The sequence below is a fragment of the Kocuria rosea subsp. polaris genome (assembly GCF_001483755.1).
Classification (GTDB): domain Bacteria; phylum Actinomycetota; class Actinomycetes; order Actinomycetales; family Micrococcaceae; genus Kocuria; species Kocuria cellulosilytica.
On sequence record NZ_LQBK01000042.1, the window covers coordinates 1 to 21,712 of the forward strand.

Annotated in this window: 20 protein-coding genes and 1 riboswitch; of the genes, 13 read left to right on the forward strand and 7 right to left on the reverse strand. The window is 73.3% G+C overall.

The genetic code is table 11. The features are described from left to right. Positions 1-66 precede the first annotated feature (66 nt). Positions 67-1,899 carry a dihydroxy-acid dehydratase gene (gene ilvD / locus AVL61_RS16490; protein WP_058875419.1) on the reverse strand — a complete coding sequence of 611 codons (1,833 nt, stop codon included), beginning with the start codon at positions 1,897-1,899 and terminating at the stop codon, positions 67-69. A 227-nt stretch (positions 1,900-2,126) separates the two neighbouring features. Between ilvD and AVL61_RS16495 the strand changes: the two genes are divergently transcribed. Both AVL61_RS16495 and AVL61_RS16500 read left to right on the forward strand, forming a co-directional pair. Beyond that, positions 2,127-3,653 carry a gluconokinase gene (locus tag AVL61_RS16495; protein WP_058875420.1) on the forward strand — a complete coding sequence of 509 codons (1,527 nt, stop codon included), beginning with the start codon at positions 2,127-2,129 and terminating at the stop codon, positions 3,651-3,653. 278 nt (positions 3,654-3,931) lie between these two features. Then, complete coding sequence (locus AVL61_RS16500) at positions 3,932-4,225, forward strand: hypothetical protein (RefSeq protein ID WP_058875421.1); 294 nt, start codon at positions 3,932-3,934, stop codon at positions 4,223-4,225. Positions 4,226-4,253: 28 nt separating this feature from the next. On the opposite strand, the gene AVL61_RS16505 is transcribed toward AVL61_RS16500, so the two are convergent. From AVL61_RS16505 to AVL61_RS16515, 3 genes are read right to left on the reverse strand one after another with little or no spacing between them, the layout of a single operon-like run. After that, complete coding sequence (locus AVL61_RS16505; RefSeq protein ID WP_058875422.1) at positions 4,254-5,444, reverse strand: acetyl-CoA C-acetyltransferase; 1,191 nt, start codon at positions 5,442-5,444, stop codon at positions 4,254-4,256. Next, the gene (locus AVL61_RS16510; protein ID WP_058875423.1) at positions 5,441-6,142 is read right to left on the reverse strand and encodes a 3-oxoacid CoA-transferase subunit B; all 702 of its coding nucleotides are present in this window, start codon (positions 6,140-6,142) and stop codon (positions 5,441-5,443) included. Before AVL61_RS16510 ends, AVL61_RS16505 begins: the two co-directional genes overlap by 4 nt. Beyond that, positions 6,139-6,876, reverse strand: coding sequence for a CoA transferase subunit A (locus AVL61_RS16515; protein ID WP_058875424.1), 738 nt, complete (start codon positions 6,874-6,876; stop codon positions 6,139-6,141). The genes AVL61_RS16510 and AVL61_RS16515 overlap by 4 nt, the downstream gene beginning before the upstream one ends. 142 nt (positions 6,877-7,018) lie before the next feature. On the opposite strand from AVL61_RS16515, the gene AVL61_RS16520 reads away from it, so the two are divergent. Further along, entirely contained in the window at positions 7,019-7,798 is a 780-nt protein-coding gene (locus tag AVL61_RS16520; RefSeq protein WP_058875425.1) for an IclR family transcriptional regulator, read from the forward strand. A 123-nt stretch (positions 7,799-7,921) separates the two neighbouring features. Here AVL61_RS16520 and AVL61_RS16525 read toward each other — a convergent pair whose 3' ends face one another. After that, positions 7,922-8,686 (reverse strand): 3-hydroxybutyrate dehydrogenase, encoded by a 765-nt coding sequence (locus AVL61_RS16525; protein ID WP_058875426.1) that lies wholly within the window; start codon positions 8,684-8,686, stop codon positions 7,922-7,924. A 192-nt stretch (positions 8,687-8,878) separates the two neighbouring features. After that, a riboswitch (SAM riboswitch) is annotated at positions 8,879-8,981 on the forward strand. A 13-nt stretch (positions 8,982-8,994) separates the two neighbouring features. On the opposite strand from AVL61_RS16525, the gene AVL61_RS18650 reads away from it, so the two are divergent. The 5 genes from AVL61_RS18650 (at position 8,995) to AVL61_RS16545 (ending at position 14,312) form a co-directional block, all read left to right on the forward strand. Further along, on the forward strand, positions 8,995-9,120 hold the full coding sequence (locus tag AVL61_RS18650; protein ID WP_269433326.1) for a hypothetical protein: 126 nt from the start codon (positions 8,995-8,997) through the stop codon (positions 9,118-9,120). A gap of 61 nt (positions 9,121-9,181) precedes the next feature. Beyond that, a complete protein-coding gene (locus tag AVL61_RS16530; protein WP_058875427.1) occupies positions 9,182-10,399 on the forward strand; it encodes a cobalamin-independent methionine synthase II family protein in 1,218 nt (405 codons plus the stop codon). A gap of 301 nt (positions 10,400-10,700) precedes the next feature. Then, positions 10,701-12,110, forward strand: a complete 1,410-nt coding sequence (locus AVL61_RS16535; RefSeq protein ID WP_058875428.1) for an MFS transporter — start codon at positions 10,701-10,703, stop codon at positions 12,108-12,110. 145 nt (positions 12,111-12,255) lie between these two features. Continuing rightward, a complete protein-coding gene (locus tag AVL61_RS18655) occupies positions 12,256-13,944 on the forward strand; it encodes a thiamine pyrophosphate-binding protein (RefSeq protein ID WP_058875429.1) in 1,689 nt (562 codons plus the stop codon). 95 nt (positions 13,945-14,039) lie between these two features. Beyond that, entirely contained in the window at positions 14,040-14,312 is a 273-nt protein-coding gene (locus AVL61_RS16545; RefSeq protein ID WP_058875430.1) for a hypothetical protein, read from the forward strand. 14 nt (positions 14,313-14,326) lie between these two features. Here AVL61_RS16545 and AVL61_RS16550 read toward each other — a convergent pair whose 3' ends face one another. Then, a complete protein-coding gene (locus AVL61_RS16550; RefSeq protein ID WP_058875431.1) occupies positions 14,327-14,707 on the reverse strand; it encodes a DUF1622 domain-containing protein in 381 nt (126 codons plus the stop codon). A 280-nt stretch (positions 14,708-14,987) separates the two neighbouring features. On the opposite strand from AVL61_RS16550, the gene AVL61_RS16555 reads away from it, so the two are divergent. The 4 genes from AVL61_RS16555 (at position 14,988) to AVL61_RS16570 (ending at position 18,720) form a co-directional block, all read left to right on the forward strand. Further along, the gene (locus AVL61_RS16555) at positions 14,988-16,196 is read left to right on the forward strand and encodes a thiolase family protein (protein ID WP_058875432.1); all 1,209 of its coding nucleotides are present in this window, start codon (positions 14,988-14,990) and stop codon (positions 16,194-16,196) included. Continuing rightward, positions 16,196-16,981 (forward strand): enoyl-CoA hydratase/isomerase family protein, encoded by a 786-nt coding sequence (locus AVL61_RS16560; protein ID WP_058875433.1) that lies wholly within the window; start codon positions 16,196-16,198, stop codon positions 16,979-16,981. Before AVL61_RS16555 ends, AVL61_RS16560 begins: the two co-directional genes overlap by 1 nt. 13 nt (positions 16,982-16,994) lie before the next feature. Further along, positions 16,995-17,864, forward strand: a complete 870-nt coding sequence (locus AVL61_RS16565) for a 3-hydroxyacyl-CoA dehydrogenase family protein (protein ID WP_058875434.1) — start codon at positions 16,995-16,997, stop codon at positions 17,862-17,864. 145 nt (positions 17,865-18,009) lie between these two features. Further along, positions 18,010-18,720, forward strand: coding sequence for a tyrosine-protein phosphatase (locus tag AVL61_RS16570; protein ID WP_058875435.1), 711 nt, complete (start codon positions 18,010-18,012; stop codon positions 18,718-18,720). 170 nt (positions 18,721-18,890) lie between these two features. Here the strand turns inward: AVL61_RS16570 and AVL61_RS16575 are convergent, their stop codons facing one another. Next, positions 18,891-19,340, reverse strand: a complete 450-nt coding sequence (locus AVL61_RS16575; RefSeq protein ID WP_058875436.1) for a hotdog fold thioesterase — start codon at positions 19,338-19,340, stop codon at positions 18,891-18,893. A gap of 157 nt (positions 19,341-19,497) precedes the next feature. Here AVL61_RS16575 and paaZ point away from each other — a divergent pair, with 157 nt between their 5' ends. After that, on the forward strand, positions 19,498-21,594 hold the full coding sequence (paaZ, locus tag AVL61_RS16580; RefSeq protein WP_058875437.1) for a phenylacetic acid degradation bifunctional protein PaaZ: 2,097 nt from the start codon (positions 19,498-19,500) through the stop codon (positions 21,592-21,594). Positions 21,595-21,712: the final 118 nt, after the last annotated feature.

The window sequence follows — 21,712 nt, forward strand, 5'->3', positions numbered from 1 at the left end:
GGCCGACGGCGACCGGACGGTGCCCGGTCGCCGTCGGCCGCGACCTCGCGGGACGGGCGGCGCGGATCAGATCACGCGCACGGCTCCCTTGTCCGCGGAGGTGACCATCGAGGCGTAGGCCCGCAGCGCCTTGGAGACCTGGCGCTCGCGCGGCTTCGTGGGGTACCAGGGCGCGGGGCCCCGGGCCTGCCGGCGGACGGCGAGCGTGGCGTCGTCCACGTTCACGCGCAGCACGCGCCGGGCGACGTCGATCTCGATCTCGTCGCCGGTCTCGACGAGCCCCACGGCGCCGCCGGCGGCGGCCTCCGGGGAGATGTGCCCGATGGAGAGGCCGGAGGTGCCGCCGGAGAAGCGGCCGTCGGTGACGAGCGCGCACTCCCGGCCCAGACCGAGGCCCTTGAGGTAGGAGGTCGGGTAGAGCATCTCCTGCATGCCCGGGCCACCCTTGGGGCCCTCGTGGGTGATGACCACGATGTCGCCGGGCTGCACGTTCTTGGACAGGATCTCGAACACGGCCTCGTCCTGGGACTCGACCACGAAGGCCTTGCCGACGAAGTGGAACAGCTCCTCGTCGATGCCGGCGGTCTTGATGACCGCTCCGTCCTCGGCGATGTTGCCGTAGAGGATCGCCAGCCCGCCGTCCTGGGTGTAGGCGTGCGCCACGGAGCGGATGCAGCCGTCCTCGCCGTCGAGGTCGAGGGACTCGAACGTGTTGGCCGTGGAGAACGCCTGCGTGGTGCGCACGCCGCCGGGCGCGGCGTGGAACAGCCGCCGGGCGCGCTCCGAGGACCGGCCGCCGCGGACGTCCCACTCGTCCAGCCAGGTGGCCAGGTCCGGGGCATGCACCGTGTGCACGTCCTCGTTGAGCAGCCCGGCCCGGCGCAGCTCGCCGAGGATCGCGGGGATCCCGCCCGCACGGTGCACGTGCTCGATGTGGAACCGCGTGGAGTTGGGCGCGACCTTGCACAGGCAGGGCACCCGGCGGGACAGGTCGTCGATGTCCGGGAGGGTGAAGTCCACCTCGCCCTCCTGGGCGGCGGCGAGGATGTGCAGGATCGTGTTGGTGGACCCGCCCATGGCGATGTCGAGGGCCATGGCGTTCTCGAACGCCGCCTTCGTGGCGATGTTGCGCGGGAGCACGGACTCGTCGTCCTGCTCGTAGTACCGGCAGCACAGGTCCACCACCCGGCGGCCGGCCTCGAGGAAGAGCTCCTTGCGGGCCACCTGGGTGGCCAGCGTGGTGCCGTTGCCGGGCAGGGACAGGCCGAGGGCCTCGGTGAGACAGTTCATGGAGTTGGCGGTGAACATGCCGGAGCAGGACCCGCAGGTGGGGCAGGCGTTGCGCTCGATCTGGCCCAGCTGCTCGTCGGTGACGGACTCGTCGACGGCCATGGACATCGCGTCCACGAGGTCCAGGCGGTGCTCCACGACGCCCTCGACGGCCTCGCCGGACTCCATGGGCCCGCCGGAGACGAAGACCACCGGGATGTTGAGCCGCAGCGCGGCCAGCAGCATGCCCGGGGTGATCTTGTCGCAGTTGGAGATGCAGACCAGGGCGTCGGCCCGGTGGGCGTTGACCATGTACTCCACGGAGTCCGCGATGATGTCCCGGGAGGGCAGCGAGTAGAGCATCCCGTCGTGGCCCATCGCGATGCCGTCGTCGACCGCGATGGTGTTGAACTCCTTCGCCACCCCACCGGCCTCCCGGATCGCCGAGGCCACGAGGTCGCCCATGTCCTTGAGGTGCACGTGGCCGGGCACGAACTGCGTGTAGGAGTTCGCGATCGCGACGATCGGCTTCCCGAAGTCGTCGTCGCCCATGCCGGTGGCGCGCCACAGGGCGCGGGCACCGGCCATGTTGCGGCCGTGGGTCGAGGTGCGGGAGCGGAGGTGGGGCATGGCGGAGCTGCGTCTCCTTGGTCGAGGATGTCCGGTGGATGTCCGGCGGCCGGGCGGGCGGCCCGTGGGGGCGGAGCACCGGGGGCGACCGCCGGCGGTCCGCCGTCCAGAATACGCTTCTGGGCCGCAACGTCTGTCTTCCGGACGGTCGTCTCAGCATGTGGCCATCGCACCGGGCGCCGCTCCTACACTGGGGCCACGACACGACCCGCAGGAGGATGGGCCCCATGAGCAAGCACTCGCAGCCCCCGCGGCCCGACGACGGCGCCGACTTCAGCGTGGACCTGCAGGACGCCGCCGACCCGCTGGTGATGGCCCTCGACGTCGGCTCGACGGGCAGCCGCGGCGGGCTGCACGACGCCACGGGGACCCCGGTGCTCGGCTACCGGCACAAGATCGAGCACGAGTTCCGCACGGCGGCCGACGGCACCTCCGTGATCGACCCCGACCAGGTCACCGAGGAGCTGGCCGGGATCCTCGACCTGGTCCTGGCCGACCCCGCGCTGGCCGGCCGGGTGGCGGGCGTCGCCCTGGACACCTTCGCGTCCTCGCTCGTGGGCGTCGGGGCCGACGAGGAGGCCGTGACCCCCTGCTTCACCTACGCGGACTCCCGGTGCGCCGAGCAGCTGGCCGGGCTGCGCGCCGAGCTCGACGAGCCCGCCGCCCTCCAGCGCACCGGAGCCCGCCTGCACACCTCGTACCTGGCCCCGCGGCTGCGCTGGATCCGGGAGACGGACCCGCAGACGTGGGAGCGGGCGCGGCGGTGGATGTCCCTGGGCGAGTACGTGCACCTGCGCCTGCTCGGCACCGCGTGCGCCGGGACCGCCACGGCCGCCTGGACCGGCATGCTGGACCGGCGCACGGGCCGGTGGGACGAGCCGCTGCTGCTGGCCTGCGGCCTGGACGCCGAGCAGCTCAGCCCGGTCCTCGATCCGCACGAGCCCGTCCCGGACGTCGCGGTCTCCGTGGCCGAGCGGTGGCCTGCCCTCGAGGGGGCGCACTGGTTCGCGCCCGTGGCCGACGGGCTGAGCGCCAACCTGGGCTCCGGCGGCGCCGACGCCTCGACCCTGGTGGTCTCGGCCGCGACCTCCGGGGCCGCGCGCGTGCTGCTGCACGAGATCCCGGAGCGGGTGCCGAGCGGGCTGTGGTGCTACCGCGTCGACGCGCGGCGGTGCCTGCTGGGCGGGGCCCTCAACGACGTGGGACGGGCGATCCGCTGGCTCGAGGACACGGTCGCCCTGCCGGAGGGCACCACGCTGCAGGACGTCGCCGAGGCCGAGGCCGCGGAGGGCACCCCGGTGGTGCTGCCCTTCTTCACCGGGGAGCGCTCGACCGGGTGGGCGGGCGGGGCCCGCGCGGTGCTGGCCGATGTGACCGCCTCCTCCACCGGGGCGGACCTGGCGCGGGGCGTCCTGGAGGGCGTGGCGGCCTCCTACGCGCGCGTGGCCGACCAGCTCGAGGACGTCGCCGGCGGCGTGGAGCGCGTGGTGGCCTCGGGCAGCGCGTCCCAGGACGTGCCCGGGCTGATGCAGATCCTGGCCGACACCCTGGGCAAGCCCGTGGCGCGGGCCGAGTTCAAGCGCGCGACGCTGCGCGGCACGGCCCTGCTCGCCCTCGAGACGCTGGCCCCGGACGTCGAACGGGCCCGCCCGCCCTACGGGCCCGAGCACGAGCCGGAGCCCGGGCGCGCCGAGCACTACCGCGCCGTCCGCGCCCGCTTCGAGGAGCTCTACGGGGCGCTCCTCGCCTCCTGACCCGCCGCCCCTGCCCTGCGTCGGACGGTCCGTCCGCGGTCCCACCGGGCGTGCCCGGTGGGACCGCGGGGGCGGGGTGCGGGACAGCGGGCCGGACCGCGGACCCGCCTTGGCGTGACCTGGGCGCGAGCCGGACGTTTCCTCACACAGGGACACAATGCTGTGCCTCCGCGAATACCGTGGCTCCGGAGCGGCCGCTTTCCTACCGTGGAACCCGTGAGCGCGGGGGCACGAGCCCTTGGCCCCACATCCCCCCGCACCGCACGGAAGGAACCACGATGGACGACTCCCTGGGCCGGGAACAGGCCGTCAGACTGCACCAGGCGCTCGAGCGGGCGTCGATCAAGCACCGCCGGCTCTGGGTCCGCTACCTCAGCCTCGGCGGGAGCGCCGACGAGCTCGAGGTCGGCGCGTACCTGCACCAGTGCCTGGAGCTGCCGACGCGGGAACGGGACCTGCTGTCCTGGGCGGCCAACACCCTGCTCGACCGCCGCTACCACCCGCGCGTGCCCTCGAGCGCCGACCTGCTGCGCCCGGGCAGCGACCGCGGCGTCCCGGAGCGCACCGCGTGAGCGGCCGGCCCGCCGGGCGCGGCGGGCGTCAGTCGCGGTAGAGCAGCAGGGCCTCGCCCTGGCCACCGCCCCCGCACAGCGACACGGCGGCCCTGCCGGACCCGCGGCGGGAGAGCTCGAACGCCGCGTGCAGCGCCAGGCGCGCCCCGGAGGCGCCGATGGGGTGGCCGACGGCCACCGCGCCGCCGTGGATGTTGGCCTTCTCCTCCGGGTAGTCGAGGTCCTTCAGGGACTGGATCAGCACGGACGCGAACGCCTCGTTGATCTCGATGAAGTCCAGGTCCTGCACGGACCAGCCGGCCTTCGCCACGGCCGCCTCGATCGCCCGGGACGGCTGGGAGTGCAGCGAGGTGTCGGGCCCGGCCACCTGGCCGGGGGCGCCGACCACGGCGAGGTGCTCGAGGCCGTGGCGCTCGGCGTACTCGCGGCTGGCCAGGACCAGGGCGGCCGCGCCGTCCGAGAGCGGCGAGGAGTTGCCGGCCGTGATGGTGCCGTCCTTCGCGAAGGCCGGGCGCAGCCTCGCCATCGACTCCGCCGTGGACTCCGGCCGGACGCCCTGGTCGGTGTCGACCACCAGCGGCTCGCCCTTGCGCTGCGGGACGGTCACGGGAGCGATCTCGTCGCGGAGGACACCGTCCTCCGCGGCGCGCGCCGCGCGCCGGTGGCTCTGGGCGGCGACCCGGTCCTGCTCCTCGCGGGAGATCGAGCGCTCGCCGTTGCCGGACTCCGTGAGGGAGCCCATGGACACGCACGCGGCGACGTCGACGAGCCCGTCCTTGGCCACGGCGTCCTCGAGCTTGAGGTCGCCGTAGCTCTTGCCCTGCCGCACGCCCATCGCGAGGTGCGGGGTGTTGGTCATGGACTCCTGGCCGCCGGCCACGACGACCTCGGCCTCGCCCGCCCGGATCATCCGGGCGGCGTTGGTGACGGCCACGAGCCCGGAGAGACAGACCTTGTTGACGGTCTCGGCGGGCACGTCCAGCGGGATGCCCGCCGAGACCGCGGCCTGCCGGGCCGGGTTCTGCCCGGCCCCGGCCTGCAGGACGTGGCCCATGACCACGTAGTCCACCTGCTCGGGGGCGATCCCGGCGCGCTCGAGCGCGGCCCGGATGGCGTGGGCGCCCAGTTCGGCCGCGGTGAAGGACGCCAGGTGGCCCAGGATCTTGCCCTGGGGCGTGCGGGCGCCGGACAGGACGACGACGTCGGTGGGGGTGCTCATCGGTTCTCCTCAGCGCCGCCGGGGGCGGCGGTCTCGGTGGGGACGGTGTCAGGGGTGACGTCCCGCAGGTCCGTGCGGAAGGACGCCTCGGTCTTCGCCCGGACCTCCTCCTCGGTGACCCCGGGGGCGAGGCTGCGCAGCACGAGGCCGCCGTCCTCGACGTCGAACACGCACAGGTCCGTGACGACGCGGTCGACCACGCGCACGCCGGTGAGCGGGAGGTCGCACTCGGTCTTGATCTTCGCGGAGCCGTCCTTGGTCACGTGCTCGGTCAGCACGACGACACGCGGGGTGCCGGCCACCAGGTCCATGGCGCCGCCCATCCCCTTGACCATCTTGCCGGGGATCATCCAGTTGGCGAGGTCGCCGGTGCCGGAGACCTGCATGGCGCCGAGGATCGCGATCTTCACGTGGCCGCCGCGGATCATCCCGAAGGAGGTGGCGGAGTCGAAGATCGAGGCCCCGGGCTGCAGCGTGATCGTCTGCTTGCCGGCGTTGATGAGGTCCGGGTCCTCGTCCCCCTCGTAGGGGAACGGGCCCATGCCGAGCACGCCGTTCTCGGACTGGAGCACCACGTTGACGCCCTCGGGCAGGTTGTTGGCCACGAGGGTGGGGATGCCGATGCCGAGGTTGACGTAGTCGCCGTCGGAGAGCTCCACGGCGGCGATCGCCGCCATCTCGTCGCGGGTCCAGCTCATGCCTGGTCTCCGTTCTGCTGGTCGGCCCGCCCGGCCGGGCGGGGGCGGACGGTGCGCTGCTCGATGTCCTTGGGCGCGCCGCTGTACTGCGCGACGTGCTGGACGTAGACGCCCGGGGTCACGACGTGGTCCGGGTGGATCTGCCCGACCTCCACGAGGTGCTCGACCTCCGCGAAGGTGACCTTCCCGGCGGTCGCGACGATCGGATTGAAGTTGCGCGCGGTGTAGCGGTACACGAGGTTGCCGTCGGAGTCGCCGGTGTGGGCGTGGACCAGGGCGATGTCGGCGACGATGCCGCGCTCCTGCACGTAGGTCTCGCCGTCGAACTCGGCGTGCGGCTTGCCCTCGGCCACGAGGGTGCCGACCCCGGTCCTCGTGTAGAAGGCGGGGATGCCCGCGCCGCCGGCCCGGAGCCGCTCGGCCAGGGTGCCCTGCGGGTTGAACTCGACCTCGAGGTCACCGTCCAGGTACTGCTGGGCGAACAGCTTGTTCTCGCCCACGTAGGAGGCGAGGACCTTCCTGACCTGCCGGTTCTCGAGCAGGACCCCGAGGCCCTTGCCGTCCACGCCCATGTTGTTGGAGACCACCGTGAGGTCCGTGACCCCGGAGTCCCGCACCGCCTCGATGAGATCCCGCGGGATCCCGCTGAGCCCGAACCCGCCCACGGCGAGCGTCATGCCGTCCCGCAGGCTCTCCGCCAGCAGCTCGGCGGCGTTGTCCCTGACCTTGGACACCCTGGCCCCTCCCTCTCGTGCGACTGTGACTCAGACCTCAATCTAGGGAGCCTCCACATGTCGGTCAACAGGACCGGCGGAAGCGCAGGACTTCACCTCAGCATCCGGCCATTCGTGGGCCGAGTGTCCATATAGTGGAGTCATGGGACAGGAGCGGACGACGGGTGCGGGCACCCAGGTGGTCCACCGGGTGGCGCGGCTGCTGCGCGCCGTGGCCGGCCGGGAGCAGGGCAGCACCGTGGCGGAGCTCGCGGCCGGGACCGGGCTGACCCGCCCCACCGTGCACCGGCTGCTCACGGGGCTGGCCGAGGAGGGTCTCGTGGACCGCGCCGCGGGGACGGGGGCCTGGCAGCTGGGCCCCGAGCTGTACGTGCTGGGCGCGGTCGCGGCCCACCGCTATCCGATCCGCGAGCTGGCCGGGCCGTCGCTGCGCCGGCTCGCGGAGGCCACCGGCGAGAGCGCGTTCCTGTCGGTCCGCCGCGGACTCGAGACCGTCTGCCTGGCGCGCGTGGAGGGGGCGTTCCCGATCCGCTCCCACGTCCTCTACGAAGGGCTGCGACTGCCGCTGGGCGTGGCCTCGGCGGGGCTGGCGATCCTGGCCCACCTCCCCGACCCGGAGGTGGACCGGATCCTCGCGGCGACGGCCGGGGCCCGCGCCGACTGGGGCCCGGGCCACACGCCCGAGCGGATCCGGGCCCTGCTCGCGGACGTGCGGCGGGAGGGCTTCGCCGTGAACCCCGGGCTGATCGTCGAGGGCAGCTGGGGCATGGCCGCGGCGGTCTTCGACGCGACGGGGGCGCCGGTCTACGCACTGAGCCTCACGGGCATCGAGCCCCGGTTCACCGGCGAGCGCCGGCAGCCCCTGGGGCGGGCCCTGCTCACGGAGGCCCACCGGCTCTCCCGGGAGCTGGGCCACCACTGAGCGGCCCGGGCCGGCGGCGGACCGTCCGGGCCGCCGGGCCCGTCCGGACCGGCAGCGGGCGGTCCGGGCCGCCGGGCGGTCCGGACGCGGCACCGCAGCGCACCGCCGCGGCGTGGGGCGGGCTCAGCGCGCCGTCCAGCCGCCGTCCATCGTGTAGGAGGCCCCGGTGACCATGGACGCGTGCGGTCCGGCCAGCCACGCGACCAGGCTGCCGACGTCCTCCGGGTCCACGAGCTTCTTGATCGGCGTCTCGCCGAGCATGATCCGCTCGACCACCTCGGACTCAGGGATCCCGTGCACCCTCGCCTGGTCGGCGATCTGCTTCTCGACGAGCGGGGTGCGCACGTAGCCGGGGTTGATGCAGTTGCTCGTCACCCCGTGGGCCGCGCCCTCCACCGCGACGGTCTTGGACAGCCCCTCCAGGCCGTGCTTCGCCGAGACGTAGGCGCTCTTGTAGGGGGACGCACGCAGCCCGTGCACGGAGGAGACGTTGACGACGCGCCCCCAGCCCCTCTCGTACATGTGCGGCAGCGCGGCGCGCACCAGCAGGAACGGGGACTCCAGCATCAGCACCAGGATCCGGTGGAAGTCCGCGGGGTCGAACTCCTGGAGGGGGGCGACCTTCTGGATGCCGGCGTTGTTGACCAGCACGTCGACCTCGAGGCTCAGCTCGGCGAGCGCCGCGGTGTCGAGCAGGTCGACGGCCCACGCGCGGCCGCCGAGCTCGTCCGCGACGCGCCGCGCCCCGGCCTCGTCGACGTCGGCCACGACCACGTGCGCGCCGGAGCCGGCGAGGGCCCGGGCGGCGGCCAGGCCGATGCCGCTCGCGCCACCGGTGACGAGCGCCGCGCGGCCCTCGAGGTCCTGCTGCGGGGGCGTCTGGGACATGGGGGTCCTTCCTCTGGTCCGTCGTGCCCGCGGGGTGAGGGGCACGGATCACCGCCACGGTATGTGATCCAGGCCATGTTCGCGAAGGACAGGGCCGCCCGGGAGCGCTCGCCGGGTCGCGTCACACGGCGTCATGTCCGTCATCCGAGCGCCGGATGGCGCAGCGCGCACGGGTGCGCTTGGATGGGACGGTCACCATCCAGAGCGGCCGAGAGATCTGGCTCGACGACGCCGCAGCAACCCGGGCGAGGGCTTCCCGTCCCGCCTCCGGTGCTACCGCCAGGACCGATGGAAAGGACGCACGGCCCATGCCGCACAGCACCGACCGCATCCGCACGACCCACGCCGGGTCCCTCCCCCGGACCCCGGCGCCGCTCGGGGCGAACCGGGCGAGGGGCGGCGCCGAGCTCGCCTCCCGCCGGCTCCGGCCCTGACCGGCCCCACCCGACTCCCCCGCCGTCCCCGCCGTCCCCGCCGTCCCCGAGGAGGACACCCATGACCATGCAGAACACCGACCACGTGCAGACCACCCACGTGGGCTCCCTGCCGCGCACCCCGCGGCTGCTCGAGGCCAACCAGCAGCACGCCGAGGGCGCCATCACGTTCGAGCAGCTCACCGCCGAGCTCGCCACGGGCGTCGAGGACGTGGTGCGCCGGCAGCGCGAGATCGGCCTGGACGTCGTCAACGACGGCGAGTACGGGCACACCATGTCCAGCGCGGTCGACTACGGCGCGTGGTGGAACTACTCCTTCTCCCGCCTCGGCGGCCTCACCCCCTCCGACGAGGACCGGTGGGCGTCGACGGAGAAGAAGCGCTCCTCGCCCGGCCACATCGTGCTCACCAGCTTCCCGGACCGCCGGGACCGCGAGCGCTTCCGGGAGGCGTACGAGGACCCGGCGTCGGGCATCCTCACCGGGCGCTCCTCGACCAAGCAGCCCAAGATCACCGGGCCGCTCCGCTACACCGGCCAGGAGGCCGTGGCCTCGGACGTCCGCAACCTCCGCGCCGCTCTGGAGGCCACGGGCGCCGGGACCGGGTTCGTCGCCGCCCTCTCCCCCGGCTCCGCGGCACGGGTGACGAACGAGTACTACGAGACCGACGAGGAGCTCGTGTACGCGTGCGCCGACGCGATGCGCGAGGAGTACCTGGCGATCACGGACGCCGGGCTGACCGTGCAGATCGACGACCCCTCCATCGCGGAGTCCTGGGACCAGATCAACCCCGAGCCCACGGTCGAGGACTACCTGGCGTTCACCCGGCTGCGCGTCGAGGCCCTCAACCACGCGCTGCGCGGGATCCCCGAGGAGCAGGTCCGCTTCCACCTGTGCTGGGGCTCCTGGCACGGCCCGCACACCACGGACCTCGAGCTGAAGCACCTCGTGGACCTGATGCTGACCATCAACGCCGGCGGCTACACCTTCGAGGGCGCCTCGGCCCGCCACGCCCACGAGTGGAAGGTCTGGCGGGACCACCCGCTGCCCGAGGGCCGCGTGATCATCCCCGGGGTGGTCTCGCACTCGACGAACGTGGTGGAGCACCCCGAGCTGGTCGCGGACCGGATCGAGCAGTACGCCTCCGTGGTGGGCCGCGAGAACGTCATCGCCTCGACCGACTGCGGGCTCGGCGGGCGCCTGCACCCGCAGATCGCGTGGGCCAAGCTCGAGTCCCTCGTCGAGGGCGCCCGCCTGGCCTCGGAGCGGCTCTACCGCTGAGCCGCCGCTGTCGACGCCCCGTCGCGCCGCCGGGCCCGGTCCTCCTCGAGGGCCGGGCCCGGCGGCGTTCCGGCGGGCGCGGTCCCGGCAGACGCGGCTCCGAGCGGTCGGCGGCGGGCCGCCGCCACCGGGCCTCCACGGGTGAGGCGCGTCACATTTCCGACGACGAACTGATCGTTCCGCACGGATGGTGACAGGCATCACTTTCATCCGTAGTATCGTCCTGAACTACCGAACGTTCGGTCATAATCCGTTCGGTTCCGCCGAGGACGTCGCCGTCCCCGACCACACTGGAGAACCCATGGCGCACACTTCATCCGCCCCGGCCGGGCGGCACGAGATGTCCCGCGAGGAGCGCAAGGTCCTCGCCGGCACCCTCGTGGGCACCACCATCGAGTGGTACGACTTCTTCATCTACGCCCAGGCCGCGGCCTTCGTCCTGGCCCCGCTGTACTTCGCGCCGCTGTCCGAGGAGAACGCCGGCCTCGCCCAGGTCGTCGCGTGGGCCTCCCTGGGCATCAGCTTCCTGTTCCGTCCGCTCGGCGCGGTGGTCGCCGGCCACCTCGGCGACAAGTACGGCCGCAAGCTCGTCCTGGTCCTCACCCTCGTGGGCATGGGCGCGGCCACGATGCTGATCGGCCTGCTGCCCACCTACGCCACGATCGGCGTCTGGGCCCCGATCTTCCTGGTGCTGCTGCGCGTCATGCAGGGCTTCTCGGCCGGCGGCGAGTGGGGCGGCGCCGCCCTGATGTCCGTGGAGCACGCCCCGCGGAACAAGCGCGGGCTCTTCGGCGCCTATCCGCAGATCGGCGTGCCGCTGGGCATGCTGCTTGCCACGTCCTTCATGTTCGCCCTCACCTCGATGATGACCCCCGAGGACTTCCAGGCCTGGGGCTGGCGCATCCCGTTCATCTCCTCCGTGGTGCTCATCGTGGTCGGCTACCTGATCCGCAAGACCGTGGACGAGTCCCCGGTGTTCAAGGAGATGCAGCTGCGCAAGAAGGAGTCCTCCGCTCCCCTGGGCCAGCTGTTCAAGCACAACTCCAAGCAGGTCACCCTCGCGGCCCTGATCTTCGCCGCCAACAACGCCGCCGGCTACCTGGTCATCGCGTTCTTCGCCTCCTACGGCGCCAACGTGCTGGGCATGCCCCGGTCCCAGACCCTCATCGCCTCCCTCATCGGCGGCGTGGGCTGGCTCGTGTTCACGATGTTCGGCGGCTGGATCTCCGACAAGATCGGCCGTGTCCGCACCTTCCAGATCGGCTACGGGATCATCATCCTGTGGGCCGTGCCGATGTGGTTCCTGCTCGACACCGCGTCCCTGCCGCTGTTCGCCCTGTCCATCGTGATCCTCACCGTGGGCCTCGGCCCGTCCTACGGACCGCAGTCGGCGCTCTACGCCGAGATGTTCCCGGCCCGCGTGCGCTACTCGGGCGTCTCGATCGGCTACGCGTTCGGCTCCATCATCGGCGGCGCGTTCGCCCCGATGATCGCCCAGCTGCTGCTCAACGAGACCGGGATGTCGTGGACCATCGGCGTCTACATCGCCGGCATCGCGATCGTCTCCTTCATCGCCGTGTCCATGGTCCCGAAGGACATCCAGGAGATCGACCTGCACGTCCAGGACGTGCACCAGGACTACGTCTCCGAGCACCCCGAGGCCGCGGAGATCCTCGCCGCCGCGGAGGCCGCCGAGAAGCAGCGCGACTGACCTCGGCCCCGGCACGCACGACCGAGCCGCCCGCCGGCACCCACGGGTGCGGGCGGGCGGCTCCGCCCGTGCCGGGCCCGCCCCGAGCACACCCCAGCTCCCACCCCGGGGGCTCCCACCGGAGCCCCGCCGAAAGGACTCCTCCATGACCGCCGACACCACCACCGGCACGACCACCGATCCCCTGCTCCCCACGGTCTCGACGGCAGTGGCCGACGTGCTGGCCGAGCGCACCGAGCACCTGTTCGGGCTGATGGGCAACGGCAACGCACACCTGATCAGCTCGCTGACCTCCCGCGGCTTCGGCTTCACCTCCGCCCGGCACGAGGCCGCCACCGTGGCCATGGCCGACGCCTACCACCGGGCCACCGGGCGGGTCGGGGCGGCCACGACCACCTACGGGGCCGGGTTCACCAACACCTACACCGCCCTGGCGGAGGCCCGGATGGCCCGCATCCCCCTGGTCCTCGTCGTCGGCGACGCCCCCACCACCGGCGCCCGCCCCTTCGACATCGACCAGACCGGAGCGGCCGCCGCCGTGGGGGTCACCACCCTCGTCGCCGGCCCCGACAACGCGGCCGCGATCACCCACCGGGCTTTCGACCTGGCCGCCCAGACGGTCCAGCCCGTGGTGCTGGCGATCCCCTACGACCACGCCACCGCCGCGCTGGCGGACCCGGTGGAGCTGGATCCGTTGCCGGGCAAGCCGGCCTGGAACGCCCCGGCCGAGGACCTCGACCGCATCGCCGCCCTGCTGCGCGGCGCCGCCCGCCCGCTGATCCTGGCCGGGCGCGGGGTGCTGCTGGCCGGGGCCGCCACCGCCCTCACCGAGCTCGGGGACCGCCTCGGGGCCCTGTTCATGACCTCGGCGATGGCCACCGGGATCTTCGACTCCCCCTGGGACCTGGGCATCGCCGGGGGCTTCACCCGCGCCCACCGCCTGGACCTGGCCCGCCAGGCCGACCTCGTGCTGGTCGCCGGGGCCTCGCTGAACGCCTTCCAGCTGCGCTACGGCACGCTCTTCGGCGAGGACACCCGGGTGATCCGCATCGACAACGAGCCCGAGGACCGCACGCCCCCGGTCACCGACTACGTCCGCGCAGACCTGGGCCCGGCCCTGGAGGCCCTCACCGGCCGGATCCCGGCCGCCGACCCGCAGCGCACCTGGCGGGCGGCCGCCCCCGAGGTCGCCACCGAGGACTTCCGCGGCTCCGCCCCCGTGGAGGACCCGGCCGAGTTCGGCCCCGACGGCCGGCTCAACCCCCGCGCCGTCGTCGCGGCCCTCGAGGACATCCTGCCGGCGCAACGCTCGGTGGTGATGGACGGGGGCCACTTCATCGGCTGGGCCCCGATGTACCTGAGCGTGCCCGACCCGCAGGCCATGGTCCTGGTCGGCACCGCCTTCCAGTCCATCGGCCTGGGCTTCGGCTCCGCCGCCGGGGTCTCGGTCGCCCGCCCCGAGCGCACCACGGTGTTCGTCTCCGGCGACGGGGGCGGACTGATGGGCCTGGCCGACCTCGAGACCTTCCTGCGCGCCACCCGCCGCGGGGTGGTCGTGGTGCTCAACGACTCCGCCTACGGCGCCGAGCTGCACCAGTACGCCTCCAAGGGCCTGGACCCCACCGCGATGCTCATCGACGAGGTCGACTTCGCCGCCCTGGGCCGGGCGATGGGCGCGGCCGGGACCAAGGCCACCTCCCTGGCCGATCTCACCGTCCTGGCCGACTGGCTGGACACCCACGACGAGGGCGTCTTCGTCCTGGACGTGGCCATCTCCCAGCAGGTCGTCGCCGAGTTCATGTCCGCCTCCCTCACCGCCGGCAGGAGGCTGTAGACGCGGGCGGTCCCCGTCGGCCGGTCCGTGCCCCCGTGCGGGCTGCCCGTGCCCCGGTCCCCGATATCCTGGTGGCAGCGGGCAGAAGGAGTCGGATGGACGATCGGACGGTCGCCAGGACGCAGGCCAGGATGATCCGCGCCGCGCTGACGAGCAGCGGACTGGGAGCGCGCGACCTGTGGGTGCGGTACGCCCACCTGGGCGGAGAGGTCGGGGAGCTGGAGCTCGACGCCTACCTGCACCACGCCCTGTACCTGCCGCCCCGGCACCGGGACGGCCTCGCACGGGCCGCCAACCAGCTGGCGCCCGGCCACCGCGTTCCGTGCAGCCGTGACCTGCGCCCGGAGGAGTACCCGCCCGAGGCCTGACGGCCCGGGCGGGCCTACCCGGCCTGCGGGGACCGGAGGGCGGGTTCCCCGTGCTCCTTCTGCCAGGGCCACCGCCCCGTGATCTCGAGCTCGAGGGACCAGCTGAGGAAGGTGCGCACGAGCACGATGAGCGCCAGCACCCCCACCGACTCGAACGTGGGGGTGATGGCGACGGTCTTGATGATGTCCGCGGCCACGAGCAGCTCCAGGCCCAGCAGGATCGAGCGGCCGAGCCGCTGCCGGTAGCTCTCGTAGGTGCCGCGGTCCCCGCCGCGGCGGCCCAGCAGCTCCCTGAGGGCCAGGAGGCTCGCCACCACCGTCCCGATGACGATGGCGACGACGCCGGCGACGTCGACGGCCTCCCCGACGAGCTCCATGGACTCCTGGAACGACATCCTGCACCTCCGGTGACCCCGGCGCGGCGCCGGTTCGTGTCTGCGATGAGGACGCCAGGATCTCACGGGCCCGCGGTCCGGCGGCGGCCTCCCGGGACACGGCGTCCGGCCCGCAGCCCCCGGCTCCCGCGCCGGGGAGCACCCCACGGGCCATTGCGGCGGCGCGCTCTGTTGACCCCGTGGGCGCCCGCGTGGGAAGGTTTGATGAACGATCGGTCAGTAAATTCGGGCGACGATGCCCGGACGCCGGCCGCTCCCCGTCGCGACAGGAGTTCCTTCCATGCCCTCAACCCCTCAGGCCCTCCTCGTCGGCGGGGCCCGCACCCCCGTGGGCCGCTACGGCGGCGCGCTGGCGAGCGTGCGCCCCGACGACCTCGCCGCCCTCGTGGTCAAGCACGCGGTGACCGACGCGGGGATCGACCCGCACGACGTCGACGAGGTGATCCTCGGCAACGCCAACGGCGCCGGCGAGGAGAACCGCAACGTCGCCCGGATGGCCTGGCTGCTGGCCGGCTTCCCCGACACCGTCCCCGGCATCACCGTCAACCGGCTGTGCGCCTCCGGGCTCTCGGCCATCATCATGGCCTCGCACATGGTCAAGGCCGGGGCCGCGGACATCGTCGTCGCCGGCGGGGTGGAGTCCATGTCCCGCGCCCCCTGGGTGATGGAGAAGCCGGCCAAGGCGTACGCGAAGCCCGGCGAGGTGTTCGACACCTCGATCGGCTGGCGCTTCACCAACCCCGAGTTCAAGAAGCACGACAAGATGACCTACTCGATGCCGGAGACGGCCGAGGAGGTCGCGATCGTCGACAGCATCTCGCGCGAGGACGCCGACGCGTTCGCCGTGGCCTCCCACGAGAAGGCGATCGCCGCGATCGACGCCGGGCGCTTCGCCCCCGAGATCGTCCCGGTCACGGTCAAGGGCCGCAAGGGCGCCGAGACGGTCGTCGACACCGACGAGGGCCCCCGCCCGGGCACCACGATGGACGCCCTCGCCAAGCTGCGCCCCGTGGTCGACCACGGCACGGTCGTCACCGCCGGCAACGCCTCCTCCCTCAACGACGGCGCCTCGGCGATCCTCGTGGTCTCCGAGCGCGCCGCCGAGAAGTACGGACTGACCCCCCGGGCCCGGATCGTCGACGGCGCCTCCGCCGGCGTGCCCCCGGAGATCATGGGCATCGGCCCCGTCCCCGCCACGCAGAAGGTGCTCGGGCGCACCGGGTGGGGCATCGACGACCTCGGGGCGGTCGAGCTCAACGAGGCGTTCGCCAGCCAGTCCCTCGCCTGCATCCGCCGTCTCGGCCTCGACGCGGGCACCGTGAACAACGACGGCGGGGCCATCGCGCTCGGCCACCCACTGGGCTCCTCCGGTTCCCGGCTGGTCGTGACGCTGCTGGGCCGGATGGAGCGCGAGGGCGCGGACCGCGGCCTGGCCACGATGTGCGTGGGCGTGGGCCAGGGCACCGCGATGCTCGTGGAGAAGCTCTGATGGTGGGCCCCAGCGAGATCCTCGGCGGAGAGTTCGCCGCCCTGCGGCTCGAGGAGCGCGAGGACCGCCTGCACGTGGTCCTGGACCGCCCCGCGGTGCGCAACGCGATCGACGCGACCATGGTCGAGGAGCTGCACACGGTCTGCGGCTACCTGGAGCGGCATCCCAAGGTCCTGATCCTCTCCGGCACCGAGGTGAACGGCAAGGGGATCTTCGCCTCCGGCGCCGACATCGCCCAGCTGCGCGAGCGGCGCCGGGACGACGCCCTGGCCGGGATCAACTCCCAGGTCTTCGACCGCATCCACAAGCTGCCCATGCCCGTGATCGCCGCCATCGACGGGTACGCCCTGGGCGGCGGCGCAGAGCTGGCCTACGCGGCCGACTTCCGCATCGCCACCCCGCACCTGCGGATCGGCCAGCCGGAGACGAACCTGGGGATCATCGCCGCCGCCGGCGGGCTGTGGCGGCTCAAGGAGCTGGTCGGCGAGGCCGTCGCCCTGGACATCCTGCTCGCCGGCCGGATCCTCGACGCGGACGAGGCCCTGGCCCTGCACCTGGTCACCGAGCTGCACGAGCCCGCGCAGCTCGTCGGCGCCGCGCACGCGCTCGCCGACCGGATCGGTGCCCAGGACCCCCTGGCCGTGCGGATCTCCAAGCGCGTCTTCACCGCCCCGCCGTCCGCCCACCCGCACATCGACGAGCTGGCCCAGGCCGTGCTCTTCGAGTCGCAGGCGAAGTTCGACCGCATGCAGGCCTTCCTGGACCGCAAGAAGAACAAGAAGTAGGAGCACCCGGACCATGACCGAGAAGCACGCACTGGCCGTTCCCGCCGCCGTCGGCGTCCTGGGCGGAGGCCGCATGGGCGCGGGCATCGCCCACGCCTTCCTGCTCGCCGGGGCGAAGGTGACCGTGGTGGAGCGCGACGGGCAGGCCGCCGAGGCCGCCCGGGAGCGGATCGAGCGGGACCTGGCCAAGTCGCTGGAGCGCGGGAGCGTGGACGGCAACCTGGACGAGTGGGCGGAGAAGCTGACCGTCTCCCTCGACCACGCCGACTTCGCGGACTGCGAGCTCGTCGTCGAGGCCGTCCCCGAGGTGTGGGACCTGAAGGTCTCCGCCCTCCAGGAGGTCGAGGGCCACCTGGCCGGGACCGCGTGGCTGGCCACCAACACGTCGTCGCTGTCCGTGGACGGGCTGGCCGAGCAGCTGGCCCGCCCCGAGCGGTTCTGCGGGCTGCACTTCTTCAACCCGGTGCCGGCCTCGAAGCTCGTGGAGGTCGTGAACTCGAAGCACACCGGCGAGGAGCTCAGGCAGCTCTCGGTGCAGTGGGTCGAGGGCCTCGGCAAGACCGCGGTGGTCGTCAACGACGCGCCCGGCTTCGCCTCCTCGCGGCTGGGCGTGGCGATCGCGCTCGAGGCCATCCGGATGGTCGAGGAGGGCGTGGCCTCGCCCGCCGACATCGACAACGCCATGGTGCTGGGCTACAAGTTCCCGGTCGGCCCGCTGGCGCTGACGGACATCGTGGGCCTGGACGTGCGCCTGGGCATCGCCGAGTACCTCGCCTCCGAGCTCGGGCCGCGGTTCGAGCCCCCGCAGCTGATGCGCGACATGGTGGCCCGGGGCGAGCTCGGCCGCAAGACCGGCAAGGGCTTCTTCGCCTACGACCAGTAGCCCCCGCCCCTGCCGCCGAACGCACCGGTGCTGCCCGGGACCGCACGAAGAATGCCGCCGTCCCGGGCAGCACCGGTGAGTTCGCGCGTCCGAGCAGGGCTCGCGGGGTGAGCGGCCGCCGGACGCCGGTCATAGGGTGGGAGGCATGCACGCACAGCCCGGCGCCCCCGCCACCTGGGACGGCGCGCTCAACGCCCGGCGGCTGGCGGGCGACGTGTGGCGGATGGGCCGCTCCGAGCGGCTGAGCCCCGCCGGCTGGCGCGCCGCCGCCGCGGACGGCGTGCGCACGGTCGTGGACCTGCGCAACGCCGACGAGCGGCGCCGCCGGCCCACGGACCCCGTGGACGACCCGGCCGCCCGCGCCGGCATCACGGTGCTGCACCGCCCCACCGAGGACCCCGCCCACCCGCAGTTCCCGCTGGTGGGCACCCCCTACCTCAACCACCCCCGCGGCTACCGCGCCTACCTGCGGCTGTTCCCGGACCTCCTCGCCGACGCGGTGCGGGCGGTGGCGAACGCCGAGGGCGCCGTGGTGGTGCACTGCTCGGCCGGCCGTGACCGCACCGGGGTGCTCGCGCTGCTGCTCCTGGGGCTGGCCGGGGCGCCCCCGGAGCGCCTCCTCGCGGAGGACGAGGCCGCCGCCCGCGGGATCAACGAGTGGCACCGCGTCTCGCCCGTCCCCCACCCCGTGGAGCGCCACCACCCCGAGCGCGAGCTGACCGCGCTGCTCGCGGAGCGCCGGGCGGCCCTCGAGGAGCTGCTGACCGGGTTCGACGCCTCGCGCTGGCTCGTGGAGGCCGGGCTGGCCCCCGAGGAGCTGGCCGCCCTGCGCCGGCGGCTCGGCCGCCCGTCCTGATCCGGCCCCGGACCTGCTTCCCGGCCGGCTGCGCTCCACCCGGCCCCGCCCGGCGTCCCGGCCCGGCTCCCGGACTGCGTCCCGGCCGGGGCCCGACCCTGCCTCCCTGCCCGGGTCCGGACCTACTGCCCAGCCTGGGTCCGGACCTACTGCCCAGCCTGGGTCCGGGCCTACTTCCCGGCCGGCTGCTCCGCGGTCTGCTCGGGCGGCTGCGGCCTGTCCTTGAGGAAGTTCGTGATCCGCACGGTGCACAGCCGCGCGCCGTCCTCGTGCTCGATGACCACCTCGTGGCAGGTGAGGGACCGGCCGAGCTGCAGGGCGGTGGCCGTGGCGGTCACGGTGCCCGCGCGGGAGGACCGGTGGTGTGTGGCGTTGACGTCCACGCCCACGGCGACCTTGCCGAGGGTGGACGCGTGGATCACCGCCGCCCAGGAGCCCACGGCCTCGCCCAGCGCCACCATGGCCCCGCCGTGGAGCAGGCCCAGCGACTGGCGGTTGCCCTCGACCGGCATGGAGGCGACCACGCGCTCCGCCGACTCCTCGAGCACGGTGACGCCCATCTTCTCGTCGAGCTCGCCCAGCACGATGCGCCAGGGCTCGTGGGTCTCGGTCGTGGTCATGGCGCTCCTCGGGGCTCGACGACGTGGTGCGGGACCACCGTGGGGCGGTGGTCCCGGCGTGTGACGTAGGTTATCGTGGTCATAATACCGAACGATCGGTCAGGATGCGGGCGACGGACCGTCACCCGCACGCACCCGAGCGAAAGGACCACGCACCGTGGCAACGGCAACACAGACCCAGACCATCCTCCCCAGCTTCCTGAACGGCCGGTGGTGGACGCCGGAGAACCCGCAGAAGGTCACGGAGGTGGCCGACGCCTCGACCGGTGCGGTCATGGCGCGCGTGTCCACGGACGGCATTGACATCGCCTCGGCCGTGGAGCACGGCCGGACCGTGGGTCAGCGCGCCCTCGGGGAGTTCACCATCCACGAGCGGGCGCTGAAGCTCAAGCAGCTCGCCCAGTACCTCACCGAGCACAAGCAGGAGCTCTACGACCTCTCCTACTCGACCGGGGCCACCCTGAAGGACCACTTCTTCGACGTGGACGGCGGCATCGGCACCCTCTTCACGTTCTCCTCCAAGGGCCGGCGCGAACTGCCCAACGCCAACGTCATCGTGGACGGCGCCGTGGAGCAGCTCTCCAAGGACGGCTCCTTCCTGGGCGAGCACATCTACACCCGGATGCCCGGTGTTGCCGTGCAGATCAACGCGTTCAACTTCCCGGTGTGGGGGATGCTCGAGAAGTTCGCCCCGGCCTTCATCGCGGGGATGCCGACCGTGGTGAAGCCGGCGACGCCCACCGGCTACGTCACGGCCGCCTGCGTCCGCCTCATGCTCGACTCCGGCATCCTGCCCGAGGGCTCGCTCCAGCTGATCTCCGGCTCCGCCCGGGACCTGCTCGACCACCTGGACTACCGCGACCACGTGGCCTTCACCGGCTCCGCCGGCACCGCGCAGTCGCTGCGCCAGCACGACAACGTCATCAACGGCGGGGTGCGCTTCACCGCCGAGACCGACTCCCTCAACGCCGCGATCCTCGGCCCCGACGCCACCCCGGAGACCCCGGAGTTCGAGGCGTTCGTGAAGGCGGTGTTCACCGAGATCACGTCCAAGGCCGGGCAGAAGTGCACGGCCATCCGGCGCGTGATCGTCCCGCAGGACCGGGTGGAGGACGTCGTGGCGGCCGTCGCCGAGCGCGTGCGGCAGCGCGTGGTCATCGGCGACCCCCGCACCGAGGGCGTCACCATGGGCGCCCTGGCCTCCAAGGAGCAGCAGGGCGAGGTCCGCAAGGCCGTGCAGCGCCTGGTCGCCGCCGGCGGCACCGTCCGCCTGGGCGGGCCGGACGCCCCCGTGGGCGACGCCGACACCGAGGCGGGGGCGTTCTTCCCCGTCACGGTGCTGTCCTTCGACGATCCGGACACCCCCGAGGTGCACTTCGTCGAGGCCTTCGGCCCCGTGACCTCCGTCCTCGGCTACACCGACGTCGACGACGCCGTGCGGCTGGCCGCCCTCGGCGGCGGCTCCCTCGTGGCGACCGTGTGCACGAACGACGGCGCGACCGCCGCCCGCTTCACCGCGGGCATCGGCTCCCACCACGGGCGCGTGCACTTCCTCAACCGCCAGGACGCCAGGACCTCCACCGGCCACGGCTCCCCGATGCCGCACCTGGTCCACGGCGGCCCGGGCCGCGCCGGCGGCGGCGAGGAGCTGGGCGGCGTGCGCGGCGTCAAGCACTACATGCAGCGCACCGCGATCCAGGGCCCCCCGGACATCCTCACGGCCGTGACCGGCGTGTGGCACCGGGGCGCCGCGGCGAACACCGTGACCCGCGAGGCGGTCGAGAACGGCACCGGCGAGCACCCGTTCCGCAAGTCCCTCGAGACCCTGCGGATCGGCGACCAGTTCGCCTCCGAGCTGCGCACCGTGACACTCGAGGACATCACCGAGTTCGCCGAGAAGACCGGCGACACCTTCTACGCGCACACCGACGAGGAGGCCGCCACGGCCAACCCGTTCTTCCCGCGGCGGGTGGCCCACGGCTACCTGCTGGTCTCCTGGGCGGCCGGGCTGTTCGTGGAGCCGGCCCCCGGCCCCGTCCTGGCCAACTACGGGCTGGAGAACCTGCGGTTCATCACCCCGGTGACCTACGACGACAGCATCCGGGTGACCCTCACCGCCAAGCAGATCACCCCGCGGGTCACCGACGAGTACGGCGAGGTCTGCTGGGACGCGATTCTGCACAACCAGCACGACGAGATCGTGGCGACCTACGACGTGCTGACCCTGGTCGCGAAGACCTGGCCCGCCGCCTGACCGCCGGCCCGCCCCGCCGTTCCGGCCCCGCCGGGTCCCCGCGCACGCGGGCCCCGATCCGTCGAGCCCCCACGGTGCACGCGACCCCCCACGCCACGGCGTGGGGGGTCGCGCTGCT